Source organism: Ralstonia pickettii, from assembly GCF_030582395.1.
Taxonomy (GTDB): Bacteria; Pseudomonadota; Gammaproteobacteria; order Burkholderiales; family Burkholderiaceae; genus Ralstonia; species Ralstonia pickettii_D.
Window position 1 is genome coordinate 402,365 of record NZ_CP104381.1, and the last position, 14,940, is coordinate 417,304.

Consider the following 14,940-nt stretch of genomic DNA (forward strand, 5'->3'; position numbering starts at 1 on the left):
CCGAGGTCCAAAAAAGGAAGACAGCCATGTCCAATGTCGCATCTCCGTCGACACTCCAGCACGCCATCCCGTCCTATCTGCCGGCCGACAATCTTGGCCCGTGGGGCATCTATCTGCAGCAGGTCGATCGGGTCACCCCCTATCTCGGCTCGCTCGCACGTTGGGTTGAAACGCTCAAGCGCCCCAAGCGCGCGCTGATCGTCGATGTGCCGATCCAGATGGACGACGGCCGCATCGCCCACTTCGAGGGCTATCGCGTGCAGCACAATACGTCGCGCGGCCCGGGCAAGGGCGGCGTGCGTTTCCACCAGGACGTGACGCTGTCGGAAGTGATGGCGTTGTCTGCCTGGATGTCGGTGAAGAATGCGGCCGTGAATGTGCCGTACGGTGGTGCCAAGGGCGGTATCCGCGTCGACCCGCGCAAGCTGTCTTCCGGCGAACTTGAACGCCTGACGCGCCGCTACACGAGCGAGATCGGCATCATCATCGGTCCGAACAAGGACATTCCGGCCCCGGACGTGAACACCAACGCGCAGATCATGGCGTGGATGATGGACACGTACTCCATGAACGAAGGCTCCACCGCGACCGGCGTGGTGACCGGCAAGCCGATCGCGCTGGGCGGCAGCCTGGGCCGTCGCGAGGCGACCGGCCGCGGCGTGTTCGTGGTCGGCAGCGAAGCCGCACGCAATCTCGGCATCGACGTCAAGGGTGCGCGCATTGTGGTGCAGGGCTTCGGCAACGTCGGCAGCGTGGCCGCCAAGCTGTTCCACGACGCCGGCGCCAAGGTCATTGCCGTGCAAGACCACAAGGGCATCGTCTTCAACGGCAACGGCCTGGATGTCGACGCGCTGATCAAGCACGTTGACCACAATGGCAGCGTGGCCGGCTTTGCTGCCGAGACCGTCTCGCAAGACGATTTCTGGGCACTGGACTGCGAATTCCTGATTCCGGCCGCGCTGGAGGGTCAGCTCACCGCCAAGAACGCGCCCCATATCAAGGCAAAGATTGTCGTGGAAGGTGCAAACGGCCCTACGACGCCCGAGGCTGACGACATCCTGCGCGACCGCGGCATCCTGGTCTGCCCGGACGTAATCGCCAACGCCGGCGGCGTGACGGTCAGCTACTTCGAGTGGGTGCAGGATTTCTCGAGCTTCTTCTGGACCGAAGACGAGATCAACCAGCGGCTGGTACGGATCATGCAGGATGCCTTCCGTGGCGTCTGGCAAGTGGCGCAGGACAACAAGGTTACTCTGCGTACGGCGGCGTTCATCATCGCCTGTACGCGGATTCTGCAGGCTCGCCAAGAGCGCGGTCTGTACCCCTGATCGGCAACGCGCTGGTCAATACCGGCGCGGTGCTCCAACAGGGCACCGCACTGGTCTATCGCGTTGCTGCCGATCAGGTGGCTATGCGCGACGGTTGAAGAAAGCCGGTGCTCATGGGGCCAACCATAACGTTCCGGAGCGCCGCACCATGAGAAGGGCGATGGCGTCATCGTCGTCCTTCCCATCCTCAAGTCGGGTTCGTTAAGCGACAGAGAGCGCACATCGGGCGGGCTTTATTTCCCCTGGTTTTCCTTAGCAATTGGCGGTCATTCCGCTCAAGCAACCGTGCCCGCGTGCCGATGTTGCAGAGCGTCGCCATGTCTGGCCCTGCGCGTCTTTTCCGGTTTTCCGGAAAGCACAACGTAAGGTATCCGGTTGCTCGGAAAACACAGCTGCGGCAGGGTCCGCGCCAGAGGAAAAACTCCGTTGGATTCAACGATTTAGTGGCAACACCAATACTGTCTCCAAACGTTTTTTGGTACAGTCCCGTCTTTCTCTTTCATGGTCAAAAGGAGACTTTCATGAACCTCGCCAAGCTGGCAACCGTGGTTGCAGCCGTTGGTGTCGCCGTTGGTACGTTCGGCAGCGCTGCCCACGCAGAAGAGCTGACTGGTACGCTCAAGAAGATCAAAGACACCGGCACCATCACGCTGGGCGTGCGCGATTCGTCGATTCCGTTCAGCTACAACGTCGGCGGTGTCCGCACGATCGGCTATTCGTACGACGTCGCCACCAAGATTGCCGAGGACGTGAAGAAGCAACTCGGCCTGAAGGATCTGAAGGTCAACGAGATTCCGGTTACGTCCCAGAACCGCATCACGCTGCTGCAGAACGGCACCATCGATCTGGAGTGCGGTTCGACCACGAACAACCTCGAACGCCAAAAGCAGGCATCGTTCACGAACACCATCTTCATCATCGGTACGCGCATCATGGTGAAGAAGGATTCGGGCGTCAAAGATTGGGCAGACCTGAAGGGCAAGAACGTCGTGACCACCGCCGGTACGACTTCGGAGCGCCTGCTGCGCAAGATGAACGATGAGAAGCAGATGGGCATGAACATCATCAGCACGAAGGACCACGGCCAGTCGTTCCTGACGCTGGAATCGGGTCGCGCCGTCGCGTTCATGATGGACGACGCCCTGCTGTATGGCGAGCGCGCCAAGGCCAAGAACCCGGCCGATTGGGTGGTCGTTGCCAAGCCGCAATCGCGTGAAGCGTACGGCTGCATGGTCCGCAAGGATGACGCTCCGTTCAAGGCGCTGGCTGACAAGACCATTGCCGGCATGATGAAGGACGGCACGATCAATGCCGAATACAAGAAGTGGTTCGAGCAGCCGGTTCCGCCCAAGGGCGTGAACATGGAGTTCCCGCTGTCGGACGACATGAAGGCGCTGATCAAGAACCCGAACGACAAGGCTCTTGACTGATCGGCTCCCTCAACGGGCCTGATACAAGCGTCACCGAAACGGAAGGCAAAGGCCGGTTAACAGGTCTTCTCCCTTCCGTTTCTTTTTGAGGGAACCATCATGAATTACCACTGGAACTGGGGCGTCTTCTTTACGGAAGCCGCCCAGAATCAGACCTACTTGGACTGGCTGCTGGCGGGGTTGAAGACCACTGTCGTGCTCGGCCTGTCCGCCTGGATCATCGCGCTCGTCATCGGCTCCGTGCTGGGCGTGCTGCGAACGGTGCCGAACAAGTGGCTGTCGGGCCTTGCCGCAGCGTATGTGGAACTGTTCCGAAACATTCCACTGATCGTGCAGCTCTTCATCTGGTACTTCGTCGTGCCCGAACTCGTGCCGGGGGGCGACTACATCAAGCAGATGAACCCCAATACGTCGATGTTCCTGTGCGCGATGCTGTGTCTCGGTACCTTTACCGCGGCGCGCGTGTGCGAACAGGTGCGCTCGGGGATCAACTCGCTGCCGCGCGGTCAACGCAACGCCGGCCTCGCGATGGGCTTCACGCTGGCGCAGACGTATCGCTACGTGATGCTGCCGATGTCGTTCCGCATCATCGTGCCGCCGCTCACGTCGGAATTCCTGAACATCTTCAAGAACTCCGCCGTGGCATCGACGATCGGCCTGCTGGAGCTGGCCGCACAGGGCCGCCAGCTGGTGGACTACACCGCGCAGCCGTACGAATCGTTTATCGCCGTGACGCTGATGTACATGCTGATCAATCTGACCGTGATGGGCCTGATGCGCTGGGTGGAAGCACGTTCCCGGCTGCCTGGCTTCATCGGTGGCAAGTAATCGAGGCGAGGACTCTTCATGGCTTATCACTTCGATTTCTCGTCCATCAACGGCGACAACATGCGCGTGCTCGGCGAGGGCATGCTCCTCTCGCTCGAGATCACAGGCACGGCCATCCTGGTCGGCATCGTCTGGGGCACACTGCTGGCGATGATGCGGCTTTCGGGCGTCAAGCCGCTGCAATGGTTTGGGCAGGCGTACGTGAACCTCTTCCGGTCCATCCCGCTGGTGATGGTGCTGCTGTGGTTCTTCCTGATCGTGCCGCAGGTGCTGCAGAAGATCTTCAACCTGTCGCCTGCCACCGACATGCGCATGACGTCCGCGCTGGTCGCTTTCGCGCTGTTTGAAGCGGCGTATTACTCGGAGATCATCCGCGCCGGTATCCAGAGCGTGTCGCGCGGGCAGATGTTCGCAGCCTATGCGATGGGCATGACCTACGGTCAGGCCATGCGCCTGGTGATTCTGCCGCAGGCCTTCCGCAACATGATTCCGCTGCTGCTCACCCAGGCTATCGTCCTGTTCCAGGATACGTCGCTGGTGTATGTGAGCGCGCTGTCGGACTTCTTTACGCAGGCATACAACATCGGTGAGCGCGACGGCCGTATCGTCGAGCTGCTGCTGTTTGCCGGCTTGTGCTATTTCGTGATCTGCTTCGGCGCCTCCGTGCTGGTGAAGCGACTTCAGAAGAAGGTGACCCAATGATCGAGATCAAGAACGTTTCCAAGTGGTATGGCGCCTTCCAGGTGCTGACCGATTGCACCACCAGCGTGAAGAAGAGCGAGGTGGTGGTGGTGTGCGGCCCGTCGGGTTCGGGCAAGTCCACGCTGATCAAGACCGTCAACGCGCTGGAGCCGTTCCAGAAGGGCGAGATTCTGGTCGACGGCACGTCCGTCGGCGCCAAGGGCACCAATCTGCCGAAGCTGCGTTCGCGCGTGGGCATGGTGTTCCAGAACTTCGAGCTGTTCCCGCACCTGTCGATTACCGAAAACCTGACGATCGCACAGCAGAAGGTGCTGGGCCGTTCCAAGGACGAGGCAACCGCCAAGGGCTTGAAGTATCTCGAGCGCGTTGGCCTGAAGGCACACGCAGCCAAGTACCCCGGCCAGCTGTCGGGCGGTCAGCAGCAGCGTGTCGCGATTGCCCGCGCGCTGTCGATGGACCCGATCTGCATGCTGTTCGACGAGCCGACCTCCGCGCTGGACCCGGAAATGGTCAACGAAGTGCTCGACGTGATGGTCGAACTGGCCAAGGAAGGCATGACCATGATGTGCGTGACTCACGAAATGGGTTTCGCGCGCAAGGTGGCCAACCGCGTGATCTTCATGGACCAGGGCCGCATCGTTGAAGACTGCGAGAAGGAAGAGTTCTTCGGCAACATCGACGCGCGTTCCGATCGCGCCAAGCAGTTCCTGTCGAAGATCCTGTCGCACTGAAAATCGCTTCACGATCCTACTGCGCGACCCGATCTTGTCCCTGCGATGCTCGCCGTACCCATGTACGGCTGCGCTTCTCGGACCAACCTCGGGCCGCTCGCTACGGATCCTGAACCGATTTAAGCGCCGGGTTGGAGGCAACAAAAAGCCGCTCTCTCAGGAGCGGCTTTTTGTTGGGCGAAGATCGTGTCAGGTGCAAGCCGTATTGGCCGCATTGGCGATCTGCACGGCTTCCGGAATCGGCACCTTGGTCGCCATCGTGGCTTGGCCCGATTCGAACATCAGCAGCTCGCCCGGGGCGAATTGCGTCCAGACTTCGTTGTCGGTAAGCGGAGCAGTGGCGATGACAGCCACCCGATCGGCCGGCGTCGTGTATTTGGCGAAGTCGATCGTCATGTCGGCGTCGATCAAATGCGCCGTCGAGAACGGCCACTGCCGCACGATGTAATACAGCCGCGTCGAGCAATGCGCGAACTGCGCCTGCCCGTTGCACAGCAGGAAATTGAACACCCCGTAGCGGGTGATTTCCTTGGTGATGTCGGACAGCGCGTAGAACAGCTCGTTGAGCGGCGGCTGCGACCCGGGAAAGCGCTTGCGCAGCGCCTGCATGATGAAACAGAAGGCGAGTTCGCTGTCGGTATCCCCCACAGGCTGGTAGACGCCCGAAAGGAATGGCGAGAAGTTCTTCAGGTCTCCGTTGTGGGCAAATATCCAGTGCCGGCCCCACAGCTCGCGCATGAAGGGGTGGCAGTTTTCCAGCCGCACCGTGCCCTGCGTCGCCTTGCGGATGTGCGAGATGACGTTCTTCGACTTGATCGGATAGCGCTTGACCAGTTCCGCCACCGGCGAGGTGCCGGCCGACTGGTTGTCGATGAACAGGCGGCAGGCCTTGTCTTCGAAAAAGGCGACCCCGAAGCCGTCGGCATGGTGGTCGGTCACGCCACCGCGCGCGGCGAACCCAGTGAACGAGAACGTCACATCGGTCGGTTCGGCGCAGTTCATGCCCAGCAGCTGGCACATGGTGGGGGAAAAGTCGGATGCAATAAAATGTTCATTATCCTGCCGGCCGCCGGGGGTGCCAAGCGCCTTCGTCTTCCCGGCGCCGCCCCTGGGGTCGGGCGTTGCGCACATGCCGCACGCCATGCCTCCAGACTGCCTCAACCGGAACCCATTCGCATGAAGCTCGACCGCACTGCCGCCCGCGCCCTCCTGCTGGAGAGCTACGCTGCCGCCGTGGGCGCGGCCGACCCGCTGAAAATCGTCGCGGATTTCCTTCCCCCACCACACGCCGGTGGCAAGGCGCTCGTGGTCGGCGCCGGCAAGGCGGCTGCGTCGATGGCGCTGGCCGTCGAGCAGGCCTATGCCGGCCGCGCACAGATCGAAGGCCTGGTCGTCACGCGTTATGCGCATGGCCTGCCGACCGAGCACATCCGCGTTATCGAAGCCGGGCACCCGGTGCCGGACGAGGCGGGCGAACAGGCGGCGCAGGAAATCCTGGATCGGGTTTGCGCGCTCACCGAGCGCGACCGCCTGATCGTGCTGGTTTCGGGTGGCGGCTCCAGTCTGCTGTCCCTGCCTGCCGAAGGCATCCCGATGGCCGATCTGAAGGCCGTGACGCGCGAGTTGCTGCGCTGCGGCGCGCCGATCACCGACATGAACATCGTCCGCAAGCACCTGTCGCGCATCCAAGGCGGGCGGCTTGCGGCCGCATCCCGGGCGCCGGTCACGACACTGATCGTCTCGGACGTGGCAGGCGATGACCCGAGCGCCATTGCCAGCGGCCCGACCGTGCCGGATGCGAGCACTTACGCCGATGCGCTCGCCATCCTCAAACGTTGGCGCGCCCATATGCCGGACACCGTGAGCGCGCACCTCGAACGTGGCGCACGCGGCGAAATTGCCGAAACGCCCAAACCCGGCGACGCCTGCTTTGCACGCGTGACCAATCACGTCATCGCCACCGCGCAACAGAGCCTCCAGGCCGGTGCGCAGGTGTTTGCGGCGCGAGGTATCCACACGGCCATCCTCGGCGACACGGTCACCGGCGAGGCGCGCGAGGTTGCCCAGGTGTATGGCGCGCTGGCGCGGCAGGTGCGCCAGCACGGCACCCCGTTTGTAGCGCCGGTAGCCCTCATCTCCGGTGGCGAATGCACGGTGACGATCCCGCCAGGCTTGACCGGAGGCCGCGGCGGGCGCTGCGCGGAGTTCCTCCTCTCGCTCGGCGTCACGCTCGAAGACATGGACAACGTCTACGCACTCGCCGCCGATACGGACGGCATCGACGGATCGGAGGACAATGCGGGTGCGCTGCTCGACCCCGGATCCATCGCCCGCGCCGCCGCCAAGGATGTCGGCGCCCGTGCCGCGCTCGACGCACACGACGCCTACGGTTTCTTTGCAGCCGCCCATGACCTGATCGTCACGGGCCCGACGCGCACCAACGTCAACGATTACCGCGTCATTCTCATTCTCTGATTCACGTTTTTGCCGACCGCTTTCGCACGCACCATGACCGACACTCTTACGATCGTCCGCCCCGATGACTGGCACCTGCACCTGCGCGACGGCGATGCGCTCGCCGATGTGGTGGGCGACACCGCGCGCCAGTTCGGCCGGGCGATCATCATGCCTAACCTCAAGCCGCCGGTGACCACGACCGCGCAGGCGCGGGCCTACCGCGAACGCATCCTTGCCGCGCTGCCGGCGGGCACGCAGTTCGAGCCGCTGATGACGCTGTACCTCACCGACAACACCTCGCCCGAGGTGATCCGCGAAGCGAAGGCCAGTGGTTTCATCCACGGCGTGAAGCTGTATCCGGCCGGCGCCACCACAAACAGCGATGCCGGCGTGACCGATCTGCGCCGCTGCGCCAAGACGCTTGAAGCGATGCAGGAAGTCGGCATGCCGCTGCTCGTGCACGGCGAGGTGACCGACCCCACCGTCGACATTTTCGACCGCGAGGCGGTCTTCATCGACACGGTGATGCTGCCCCTGCGCCGCGACTTCCCCGCGCTGAAGGCCGTGTTCGAGCACATCACCACCAAGCACGCTGCCGAATACGTGCGCGATGCGGAAGGCCCGGTTGGCGCGACCATCACCGCGCATCATCTGCTGTACAACCGCAATGCGCTGTTCGTCGGCGGTATTCGCCCGCATTACTACTGCCTGCCGGTGCTCAAGCGTGAAACGCACCGCCTGGCGCTGGTGGCAGCGGCCACCTCGGGTCACCCGCGGTTCTTCCTTGGCACCGACAGCGCGCCGCACGCCAAGGGCGTCAAGGAACACGCCTGCGGCTGCGCCGGCTGCTACACCGCACTGCACGCCATGGAGCTGTACGCCGAGGCCTTTGAAGACGCCAACGCACTCGACAAGCTGGAAGGCTTCGCGAGCCTGCACGGCCCTGACTTCTACGGCCTGCCGCGCAACGCCGGCACGCTCACGCTCACGCGTTCGCAATGGCAGCTTCCCGCCGAAGTCCCGTTCGGCGAGCAGACGCTGGTGCCACTGCGCGGCGGCGAGATGCTGCGCTGGAAGTCGGTCTGATTTGGCAGTGGAATGCTTGGGTGCGATCGACTGGAGCCATCCGGCGTTCGCACCGTTGGAACCGATCGGCGCCCCAATTGCACGCGCGATTGAGGGCGGGTCTGATCTTAGAGACGCGCTGAACGCACATCCGGCCGCGCAGGCAATCCGTACCGCCGGCGGCCATGCCCTGCGCTTCGTGCCGCAAGATGCCTTGCTGGCCGGCATCGCCTACGAAGCACACATCGCCGCCACCGGCGAGGTGCCAACGCGGGACAATCTCCACGACTTTTTCAACGCCCTGATCTGGTTGCATTGGCCGCTTGCCAAAGCGGCACTCAATGCGCGTCAGGCGCGGGCGATTACGCAGGACGGGATTGGCGCGGCACGCGGCACCGTCCGCGATGCCGCCACCCTGTTCGACGAAAACGCCCTGATCTTCGTGCATACCGAAGCTGCCCCGGAGCGCAGTCTGACCGCTTTCGATTGGCGCGACCTGTTCGTAGAGGGAAGGGCACAGTGGGACGCGACGTGCGCCGTTCTGCCGTTCGGCCATGCGCTGCTGGAGAAGCTGGTGGCGCCTTACAAGTCGATCACCGCCCATGCATGGCCGGTGCATGTGGCGGCGTTGCCGGCGGACCACCCGTCCCTCGACGCTGCGCTGGCCGCGACGCTCCTGCACGCCGATCTCGCGCCGGGCAATTTCCGTCCGTTGCCGGTCATGGGGATCCCAGGTTGGTGCGATGCCAATGAAGACGCCGGCTTCTATCTGGATACAGCGGTCTTTCGGCCCGGCCGGCGGCGCTTCATACCTGAACAGTGCTAGACTCGCGCCTCGCGAAGCGGACCAGACAACCGCTGCTTCCGCCGCCTCGTGCGAGCGGAAGGGGAGGAAAGTCCGGACTCCATAGAGCAGGGTGATGGCTAACGACCATCCACGGTGACGTGCGGAATAGGGCCACAGAGACGAGTCTTCGCCCCGGCTTCGGTCAGGGCGAAGGGTGAAACGCGGTAACCTCCACCCGGAGCAATCCCAAGTAAGCAGGCGATGAAGCGGCTCGCTGAGTCTGCGGGTAGGGAGCTTGAGCCGGCTGGCAACAGCCGGTCTAGAGGAATGGTTGTCACGCCGCTGGTTTCGGCCACGCGGCGCACAGAATCCGGCTTATCGGTCCGCTTCGCTTCTTATTCCGATGCCGTTGGCTGCGTGGCGAGGTCCACCAGTTCCAACGAGTGCGTAATCTCGGCCGTCTTGGCCAGCATGATCGACGCCGAGCAATACTTCTCGTGCGAAAGCTGTACCGCGCGCTCCACCGTTTCCCGTTTCAGATTGCGCCCCGTCACCGTGAAGGTGAAGTGGATGCGCGTGAAAACCTTGGGGTCGGTCTCGGCGCGGTCGGCGTGCAGCTTGACGCTGCAGCCCTGCACGTCCTGGCGACCCCGCTTCAGGATCAGCACCACGTCATAGGCTGTGCAGCCGCCGGTGCCCAGTAAGACCATTTCCATGGGGCGCGGTGCCAAATTGCGGCCACCCCCGTCCGGCGCACCATCCATCGTGACGAGGTGGCCGCTGCCGGTTTCCGCCAAAAAGGCCATGCCATCCGGGCCGGTCCAGCTCACAGTGCAATCCATGTCCAATCCTTGTGCAGAGGGTCGGCCAGCGCCGACGAAAAGCCACATTGTAGCCATCGGCCCTCGCACGCGTTGGCATGCCTAGGGTGAACGCGGCTTGACAGTGACGCCCGTGCGAAAAGGTGCAACCCGTCACTTGTGCGCCAAAATGGCGCCTGGATTTGAAGAATAGCTCTAGCGTAGGCTGACTGGGTTGGCGGGGATTGCTATCAACCTATTGATTTATAAAGGAAATATTTCATCATCGCTCACCTGATTCGTATTCCGTATTACGAAATGCAATTTCGTAGTGCAAATTTCCTTGCGCGTGCCCCAGAAGTAGATATAATTTGCACCATTGGATCGACTGATGCGGTGCAACCCACCAAGTCAACGATCAGCAGGTGTCTCCTCCACCCTCCTCCTTTGGTGGATTCAAACCCAAGCTTGATAGCTTGGGTTTTTTTTCGTCCACCCGACTCGAGCGCCCCTTTTTTCTTGTGTCAAGAGGTCTGCGCGGGGTACAATTGAAATCTTTTCCGGATTGCCCGCGGAAAAGAAATCCAGAGAGCCCGCACCAACAAGCGGGAAGGCGGGCCGGCGATGACCTTGCATAAGGTTGCGCAGGCGTCCGCAAGACGATCCGTTCGTGAGCAGTCTGAACGCAAGTTCTCAGCGCGATACGGGTCCACTCGGGCACTGACTCAATATTTGGAAAAATCATGAAGACCTTTTCCGCAAAGCCCCATGAGGTGAAGCGCGATTGGTACGTGATTGACGCGACGGACAAGGTCCTCGGGCGTGTCGCCAGCGAAGTGGCACACCGACTGCGCGGCAAGCACAAGCCCGAATTCACTCCGCACGTCGATACCGGCGATTTCATCATCGTCATCAACGCAGCCAAGCTGCGCGTGACGGGCGCCAAGACGACCGACAAGAAGTACTATCGCCACTCGGGTTACCCGGGCGGTATCTACGAAACGACGTTTGGCAAGATGCAGCAGCGTTTCCCGGGCCGTGCCCTGGAAAAGGCTGTGAAGGGCATGCTGCCGAAGGGTCCGCTGGGCTACGCGATGATCAAGAAGCTGAAAGTTTACGCCGAAGGCTCGCATCCGCACGAAGCTCAGCAGCCGAAAGCGCTGGAAATCTAAGGGGCCTAATCCATGATCGGAAACTGGAACTATGGCACCGGCCGCCGCAAGAGCGCTGTGGCACGTGTCTTCATCAAGTCCGGCAAGGGCGACATCATCGTCAACGGCAAGGCCATCAACGAGTACTTCGCTCGTGAAACCTCGCTGATGATCGTGCGTCAGCCGCTGGAACTGACCAACCACGCCGCTACGTTCGACATCAAGGTGAACGTGGTCGGTGGCGGTGAAACCGGCCAAGCCGGTGCCGTGCGTCACGGCATCACCCGCGCCCTGATCGATTACGATGCAACGCTCAAGCCCGCCCTGTCGAAGGCCGGTCTGGTGACGCGCGATGCACGTGAAGTCGAGCGTAAGAAGGTTGGTCTGCGCAAGGCCCGCCGCGCCAAGCAGTTCTCGAAGCGTTAATCCGCTTCCACCTGCTTCAGCAAAGAACCACACCCTCGGGTGTGGTTTTTTGTTTTGAGCGTTCGAACTAAACGGTGTGATGTTTTGGGCGCGTTGCTTACCCTTTGCAACAGCTCCGACATGTCTGCAGGACTACAATTCACATTTCGTTAGCGTTCTGCCCGTATGATGCAATCCGCTGTTTCTCCTAATCCGATTCTGATCCGCAAGACGGGCCAGGAGGTGCGCGCATGAAGGCGCGTCGCTTGTTGCGTCGCGCTTCCGTGCTCGCGCCGAACGTCACTGTCCGTTCGCGCCTGCCTTGGCCAGTAACAGTTTTGCTGGTCGCGGTCGTACTGGGGCTGGCGGCAGCCGCGGCGCTGTGGGCGTTCGAAGAAGGGCGCCGACTGACCGGGCCGCACGATGCCGATTTGCGCGCAATGAATCGCGAGCTGGCTGCCAAGTTGGCCGCCGTGCAGGCCGAGCGCGACAAGCTTTCCGCATCGGCCGGCACGGTGGATGCCCGTCTGGGGATCGCCGAAGGGGCTCAGGCACAGATGGCCGAGCAACTCAAGGCACTGGAGACTGAAAATGCTCAGTTGAAGGAGGATCTGGCGTTCTTTGACAGTCTGTTGCCTGCCCCCACCAATTCCGCTGGTATCTACGTGCGCAGCTTCCGCATCGCGCCGGACGAGGCGCAGCCGACGCGCATGCGGTTCCGGGTTCTGCTGATGCAAGGCGGCGGCAAGGCCTTCGCGCCGGTGTCCGAATTCGAGGGGCAACTGGCGCTCACGCTTAACGTAGTGCAGGGTGGCAAACCTGCTACGATCGATTTCCCGGGCGCCGCAGCGAGTGGATCACCTGCGACCAGCGCCCGCGTCAAGCTCACGCACTACCAGCGCCTCGAGGGCTGGGTGGACGTGCCCCCCGGCGCCACGGTGCAATCGGTGATGGTGAAAGTGCTGCAGAACGGCAAGATCAAAGCGAGCCAGAGTTTTTCCATCTGACGGGCATTGTCCTGTCGAGGATCCGTACACAGAGGAGACGACGATGCTGTTTGGCAAAAAGAAAGGGCTAGCGATCGAAACGCTACTGGGTGCCCGTACCAAGCTGGAGGGGGATCTGCGTTTCTCGGGCGGTCTGCGGATTGATGGCGAGATCAAGGGCAACATCTACGGCGATCCTGACAAGCCCAGCATGTTGGTGATTACCGACAGTGCGCGTGTCGAGGGGGAGGTGCACGTCGGCCATCTGATCCTGAACGGAACGGTGGTTGGCCCGGTGCACGTGGCGGAGCTGCTGGAACTGCAACCGAAGGCGCGCATTGAGGGCAACGTCCAATATGCGGCGCTGGAAATGCACCAAGGTGCAGTCGTCATGGGCACGCTGACGCACGCGGCGCCTGGCGATGTGAAGCTGCTGCCCAACCTCAAGCTGGCCTCCAACCAGGACTGATCACATCCCGCACCGGCCGTTGCTGGCGCACCGCACAATGCCCACTTGAAACGCGGGGCTTCGGCACGATTTGCAGCTTGCGCTTAAAATACAGGCAAGTTTCAGACGTTCCCACAGGAGATTTTCATGAACGCAGTCGCGCAGGCAGCCACGCCCGATGTGAACGAGGTTCCGGCTCCGCTGGTCTTTACAGACAGCGCTGCGGACAAGGTCAAGCAACTGATTGAAGAAGAAGGTAACCCGGAGTTGAAGCTGCGCGTGTTCGTGCAAGGCGGCGGGTGCTCGGGCTTCCAGTATGGCTTCACCTTTGACGAAGAGACCAACGAAGACGATACGACGATGACGAAGAATGGCGTCTCGCTCTTGATCGACTCGATGAGCTACCAATACCTGGTGGGCGCCGAGATCGACTACAAGGAAGACATCAACGGCGCGCAGTTCGTCATCAAGAACCCGAATGCCTCGACCACGTGTGGTTGCGGCTCGTCGTTCTCGGTCTGACGCCATATCGCTGTAAAAGAAAAAGCGCACTTCGGTGCGCTTTTTTGTTGGCTGCAGATTGGGGCTCAAGCCGGGTAGATCGCGCCGAGGATGCGACCGCCCGATGCGCCGGTCGCGGTGTGCAGATTGCCGTGGGCGCGGAGCACGCACTGGCGCGCGAGCCACGCGAATGCGAGCGCCTCCACGTGATGTGCGGGCACACCGAACACCTCCGTCGGAGCGACTTGCACCCCCGGTAATTGCTGCGCGATGCGTGCCATCAGCGCGCCGTTGCGGGCGCCACCACCACAGACCAGTAGTGACGCCGCCTGTGGCGCATGGGTACGTACGGCATCGGTGATGGTGTCGGCCGTGAGCGCGAGCAGCGTGGCTTGAACATCCTCGGGGCGCGCGGTGTTCAGCGCATCGCCGAGGATTTGTTGCAGCCATGCCGGGTTGAACAGGTCGCGGCCGGTGCTCTTGGGCGGCAGCGCCGCGAAGAACGGTTCAGCCTTCAAGCGCGCAAGGAGCATCTCGTCGACGTGTCCGCTGCGGGCCCAGGCGCCGTCGGCGTCGTAGCGGGTATCGCGGTGCATTTGAACCCAATAGTCCATCAGCGCGTTGCCCGGGCCGCAGTCGAAGCCAAGTACGGCGTCGCGCGCGTTCGAATTCTGCGGCGGCAAGACAGTGAGATTGGCGATGCCGCCAATGTTGCAGACCACTCGCCAGGCATCGGGCAGGCCGAACAGCGCGCGATGCAGTGCGGGAACGAGGGGGGCGCCTTGGCCGCCGGCGGCGATGTCGCGACTGCGAAAATCGGCAATGACATCGATGCCGGTGCGCTCGGCCAACACCGCCGGGTGCTGCGTTTGGCGCGTGTAGCCGATGCCATCGTGGGTGCCGGGCTGATGACGGATGGTCTGCCCGTGCGCGCCGATGGCCCGCACGTCCTGCGCGGCCAGGCCGGTTGCGGCAAGCAATCGGGCAACGCAGTCGGCGTAGGCCATGGCCAGCGCATTGGCGGCCAGCGCCTCACGATGGATCTCGTCGTGGCCGGCGCGTTGCAGGTCCAGGAAGCGCTGGCGCAACTCGGGCGAGAAGGGCACGTACGCGTCGGCGAGGACGGTCGGGGTTTCGCCGGAAAAGTCCGCCAGTACGCCATCGACGCCATCCAGGCTGGTGCCCGACATGAGGCCGATGTAGCGATCGGTAGAGAGTGCGGTGTGGTTCGGATGGCTCATGCGCGACAGCTTACCAGCGCAATGGCAGGCCAAATGGACACATCACGGTAAAATCCCCGGATCGCGCGGCCGGCACGCTT

Annotated in this window: 16 protein-coding genes and 1 other RNA gene; 14 read left to right on the forward strand and 3 right to left on the reverse strand. The window is 62.4% G+C overall.

The annotated features are described in order from the left end of the window. Positions 1-26 precede the first annotated feature (26 nt). From N5B55_RS01885 to N5B55_RS01905, 5 genes are all read left to right on the forward strand, one after another. On the forward strand, positions 27-1,328 hold the full coding sequence (locus tag N5B55_RS01885; protein ID WP_065859142.1) for a Glu/Leu/Phe/Val family dehydrogenase: 1,302 nt from the start codon (positions 27-29) through the stop codon (positions 1,326-1,328). A 521-nt stretch (positions 1,329-1,849) separates the two neighbouring features. Beyond that, the gene (locus tag N5B55_RS01890) at positions 1,850-2,758 is read left to right on the forward strand and encodes a glutamate/aspartate ABC transporter substrate-binding protein (protein WP_065859144.1); all 909 of its coding nucleotides are present in this window, start codon (positions 1,850-1,852) and stop codon (positions 2,756-2,758) included. 99 nt (positions 2,759-2,857) lie between these two features. Then, a complete protein-coding gene (locus tag N5B55_RS01895; protein WP_154206332.1) occupies positions 2,858-3,586 on the forward strand; it encodes an amino acid ABC transporter permease in 729 nt (242 codons plus the stop codon). An 18-nt stretch (positions 3,587-3,604) separates the two neighbouring features. Further along, entirely contained in the window at positions 3,605-4,288 is a 684-nt protein-coding gene (gene gltK, locus N5B55_RS01900; RefSeq protein WP_065859146.1) for a glutamate/aspartate ABC transporter permease GltK, read from the forward strand. Beyond that, positions 4,285-5,019, forward strand: coding sequence for an amino acid ABC transporter ATP-binding protein (locus N5B55_RS01905; protein ID WP_065859149.1), 735 nt, complete (start codon positions 4,285-4,287; stop codon positions 5,017-5,019). Before gltK ends, N5B55_RS01905 begins: the two co-directional genes overlap by 4 nt. Before the next feature lie 189 nt (positions 5,020-5,208). Here the strand turns inward: N5B55_RS01905 and N5B55_RS01910 are convergent, their stop codons facing one another. Then, on the reverse strand, positions 5,209-6,039 hold the full coding sequence (locus N5B55_RS01910; RefSeq protein WP_004633204.1) for a class II glutamine amidotransferase: 831 nt from the start codon (positions 6,037-6,039) through the stop codon (positions 5,209-5,211). Positions 6,040-6,195: 156 nt separating this feature from the next. Between N5B55_RS01910 and N5B55_RS01915 the strand changes: the two genes are divergently transcribed. The 4 genes from N5B55_RS01915 to rnpB all read left to right on the forward strand — a co-directional run bounded on the left by N5B55_RS01915 (position 6,196) and on the right by rnpB (position 9,722). After that, positions 6,196-7,494 carry a glycerate kinase type-2 family protein gene (locus tag N5B55_RS01915; protein ID WP_304538960.1) on the forward strand — a complete coding sequence of 433 codons (1,299 nt, stop codon included), beginning with the start codon at positions 6,196-6,198 and terminating at the stop codon, positions 7,492-7,494. A gap of 33 nt (positions 7,495-7,527) precedes the next feature. Further along, a complete protein-coding gene (gene pyrC, locus N5B55_RS01920) occupies positions 7,528-8,562 on the forward strand; it encodes a dihydroorotase (RefSeq protein WP_304538961.1) in 1,035 nt (344 codons plus the stop codon). 7 nt (positions 8,563-8,569) lie between these two features. Next, a complete protein-coding gene (locus N5B55_RS01925) occupies positions 8,570-9,367 on the forward strand; it encodes a DUF3025 domain-containing protein (protein ID WP_369812436.1) in 798 nt (265 codons plus the stop codon). 13 nt (positions 9,368-9,380) lie between these two features. Next, an RNA gene (gene rnpB / locus N5B55_RS01930) (RNase P RNA component class A) lies at positions 9,381-9,722 on the forward strand. Position 9,723: 1 nt separating this feature from the next. Here the strand turns inward: rnpB and N5B55_RS01935 are convergent. After that, entirely contained in the window at positions 9,724-10,170 is a 447-nt protein-coding gene (locus tag N5B55_RS01935) for an OsmC family protein (RefSeq protein ID WP_004633197.1), read from the reverse strand. Between the two features lie 701 nt (positions 10,171-10,871). On the opposite strand from N5B55_RS01935, the gene rplM reads away from it, so the two are divergent. From rplM to erpA, 5 genes are all read left to right on the forward strand, one after another. Continuing rightward, a complete protein-coding gene (gene rplM / locus N5B55_RS01940) occupies positions 10,872-11,300 on the forward strand; it encodes a 50S ribosomal protein L13 (RefSeq protein ID WP_009239122.1) in 429 nt (142 codons plus the stop codon). A 12-nt stretch (positions 11,301-11,312) separates the two neighbouring features. Continuing rightward, positions 11,313-11,705 (forward strand): 30S ribosomal protein S9, encoded by a 393-nt coding sequence (gene rpsI / locus N5B55_RS01945; RefSeq protein ID WP_004633190.1) that lies wholly within the window; start codon positions 11,313-11,315, stop codon positions 11,703-11,705. 230 nt (positions 11,706-11,935) lie between these two features. Continuing rightward, positions 11,936-12,691, forward strand: a complete 756-nt coding sequence (locus N5B55_RS01950) for a DUF6776 family protein (protein WP_012761178.1) — start codon at positions 11,936-11,938, stop codon at positions 12,689-12,691. Between the two features lie 43 nt (positions 12,692-12,734). Further along, positions 12,735-13,139 (forward strand): bactofilin family protein, encoded by a 405-nt coding sequence (locus N5B55_RS01955; RefSeq protein ID WP_012761179.1) that lies wholly within the window; start codon positions 12,735-12,737, stop codon positions 13,137-13,139. A gap of 126 nt (positions 13,140-13,265) precedes the next feature. Then, entirely contained in the window at positions 13,266-13,640 is a 375-nt protein-coding gene (erpA, locus tag N5B55_RS01960; protein ID WP_004633183.1) for an iron-sulfur cluster insertion protein ErpA, read from the forward strand. A 65-nt stretch (positions 13,641-13,705) separates the two neighbouring features. On the opposite strand, the gene N5B55_RS01965 is transcribed toward erpA, so the two are convergent. Further along, positions 13,706-14,860, reverse strand: a complete 1,155-nt coding sequence (locus N5B55_RS01965) for an anhydro-N-acetylmuramic acid kinase (RefSeq protein WP_304538962.1) — start codon at positions 14,858-14,860, stop codon at positions 13,706-13,708. Between the last annotated feature and the right edge of the window lie 80 nt (positions 14,861-14,940).

Coding starts and splice junctions, on each gene's coding strand:
- N5B55_RS01885 (WP_065859142.1), top strand. CDS start 27: ATGTCCAATGTCGCATCTCCGTCGACACTCCAGCACGCCATCCCGTCC.
- N5B55_RS01890 (WP_065859144.1), top strand. CDS start 1,850: ATGAACCTCGCCAAGCTGGCAACCGTGGTTGCAGCCGTTGGTGTCGCC.
- N5B55_RS01895 (WP_154206332.1), top strand. CDS start 2,858: ATGAATTACCACTGGAACTGGGGCGTCTTCTTTACGGAAGCCGCCCAG.
- gltK (WP_065859146.1), top strand. CDS start 3,605: ATGGCTTATCACTTCGATTTCTCGTCCATCAACGGCGACAACATGCGC.
- N5B55_RS01905 (WP_065859149.1), top strand. CDS start 4,285: ATGATCGAGATCAAGAACGTTTCCAAGTGGTATGGCGCCTTCCAGGTG.
- N5B55_RS01910 (WP_004633204.1), bottom strand. CDS start 6,039: ATGTGCCAGCTGCTGGGCATGAACTGCGCCGAACCGACCGATGTGACG.
- N5B55_RS01915 (WP_304538960.1), top strand. CDS start 6,196: ATGAAGCTCGACCGCACTGCCGCCCGCGCCCTCCTGCTGGAGAGCTAC.
- pyrC (WP_304538961.1), top strand. CDS start 7,528: ATGACCGACACTCTTACGATCGTCCGCCCCGATGACTGGCACCTGCAC.
- N5B55_RS01935 (WP_004633197.1), bottom strand. CDS start 10,170: ATGGATTGCACTGTGAGCTGGACCGGCCCGGATGGCATGGCCTTTTTG.
- rplM (WP_009239122.1), top strand. CDS start 10,872: ATGAAGACCTTTTCCGCAAAGCCCCATGAGGTGAAGCGCGATTGGTAC.
- rpsI (WP_004633190.1), top strand. CDS start 11,313: ATGATCGGAAACTGGAACTATGGCACCGGCCGCCGCAAGAGCGCTGTG.
- N5B55_RS01950 (WP_012761178.1), top strand. CDS start 11,936: ATGAAGGCGCGTCGCTTGTTGCGTCGCGCTTCCGTGCTCGCGCCGAAC.
- N5B55_RS01955 (WP_012761179.1), top strand. CDS start 12,735: ATGCTGTTTGGCAAAAAGAAAGGGCTAGCGATCGAAACGCTACTGGGT.
- erpA (WP_004633183.1), top strand. CDS start 13,266: ATGAACGCAGTCGCGCAGGCAGCCACGCCCGATGTGAACGAGGTTCCG.
- N5B55_RS01965 (WP_304538962.1), bottom strand. CDS start 14,860: ATGAGCCATCCGAACCACACCGCACTCTCTACCGATCGCTACATCGGC.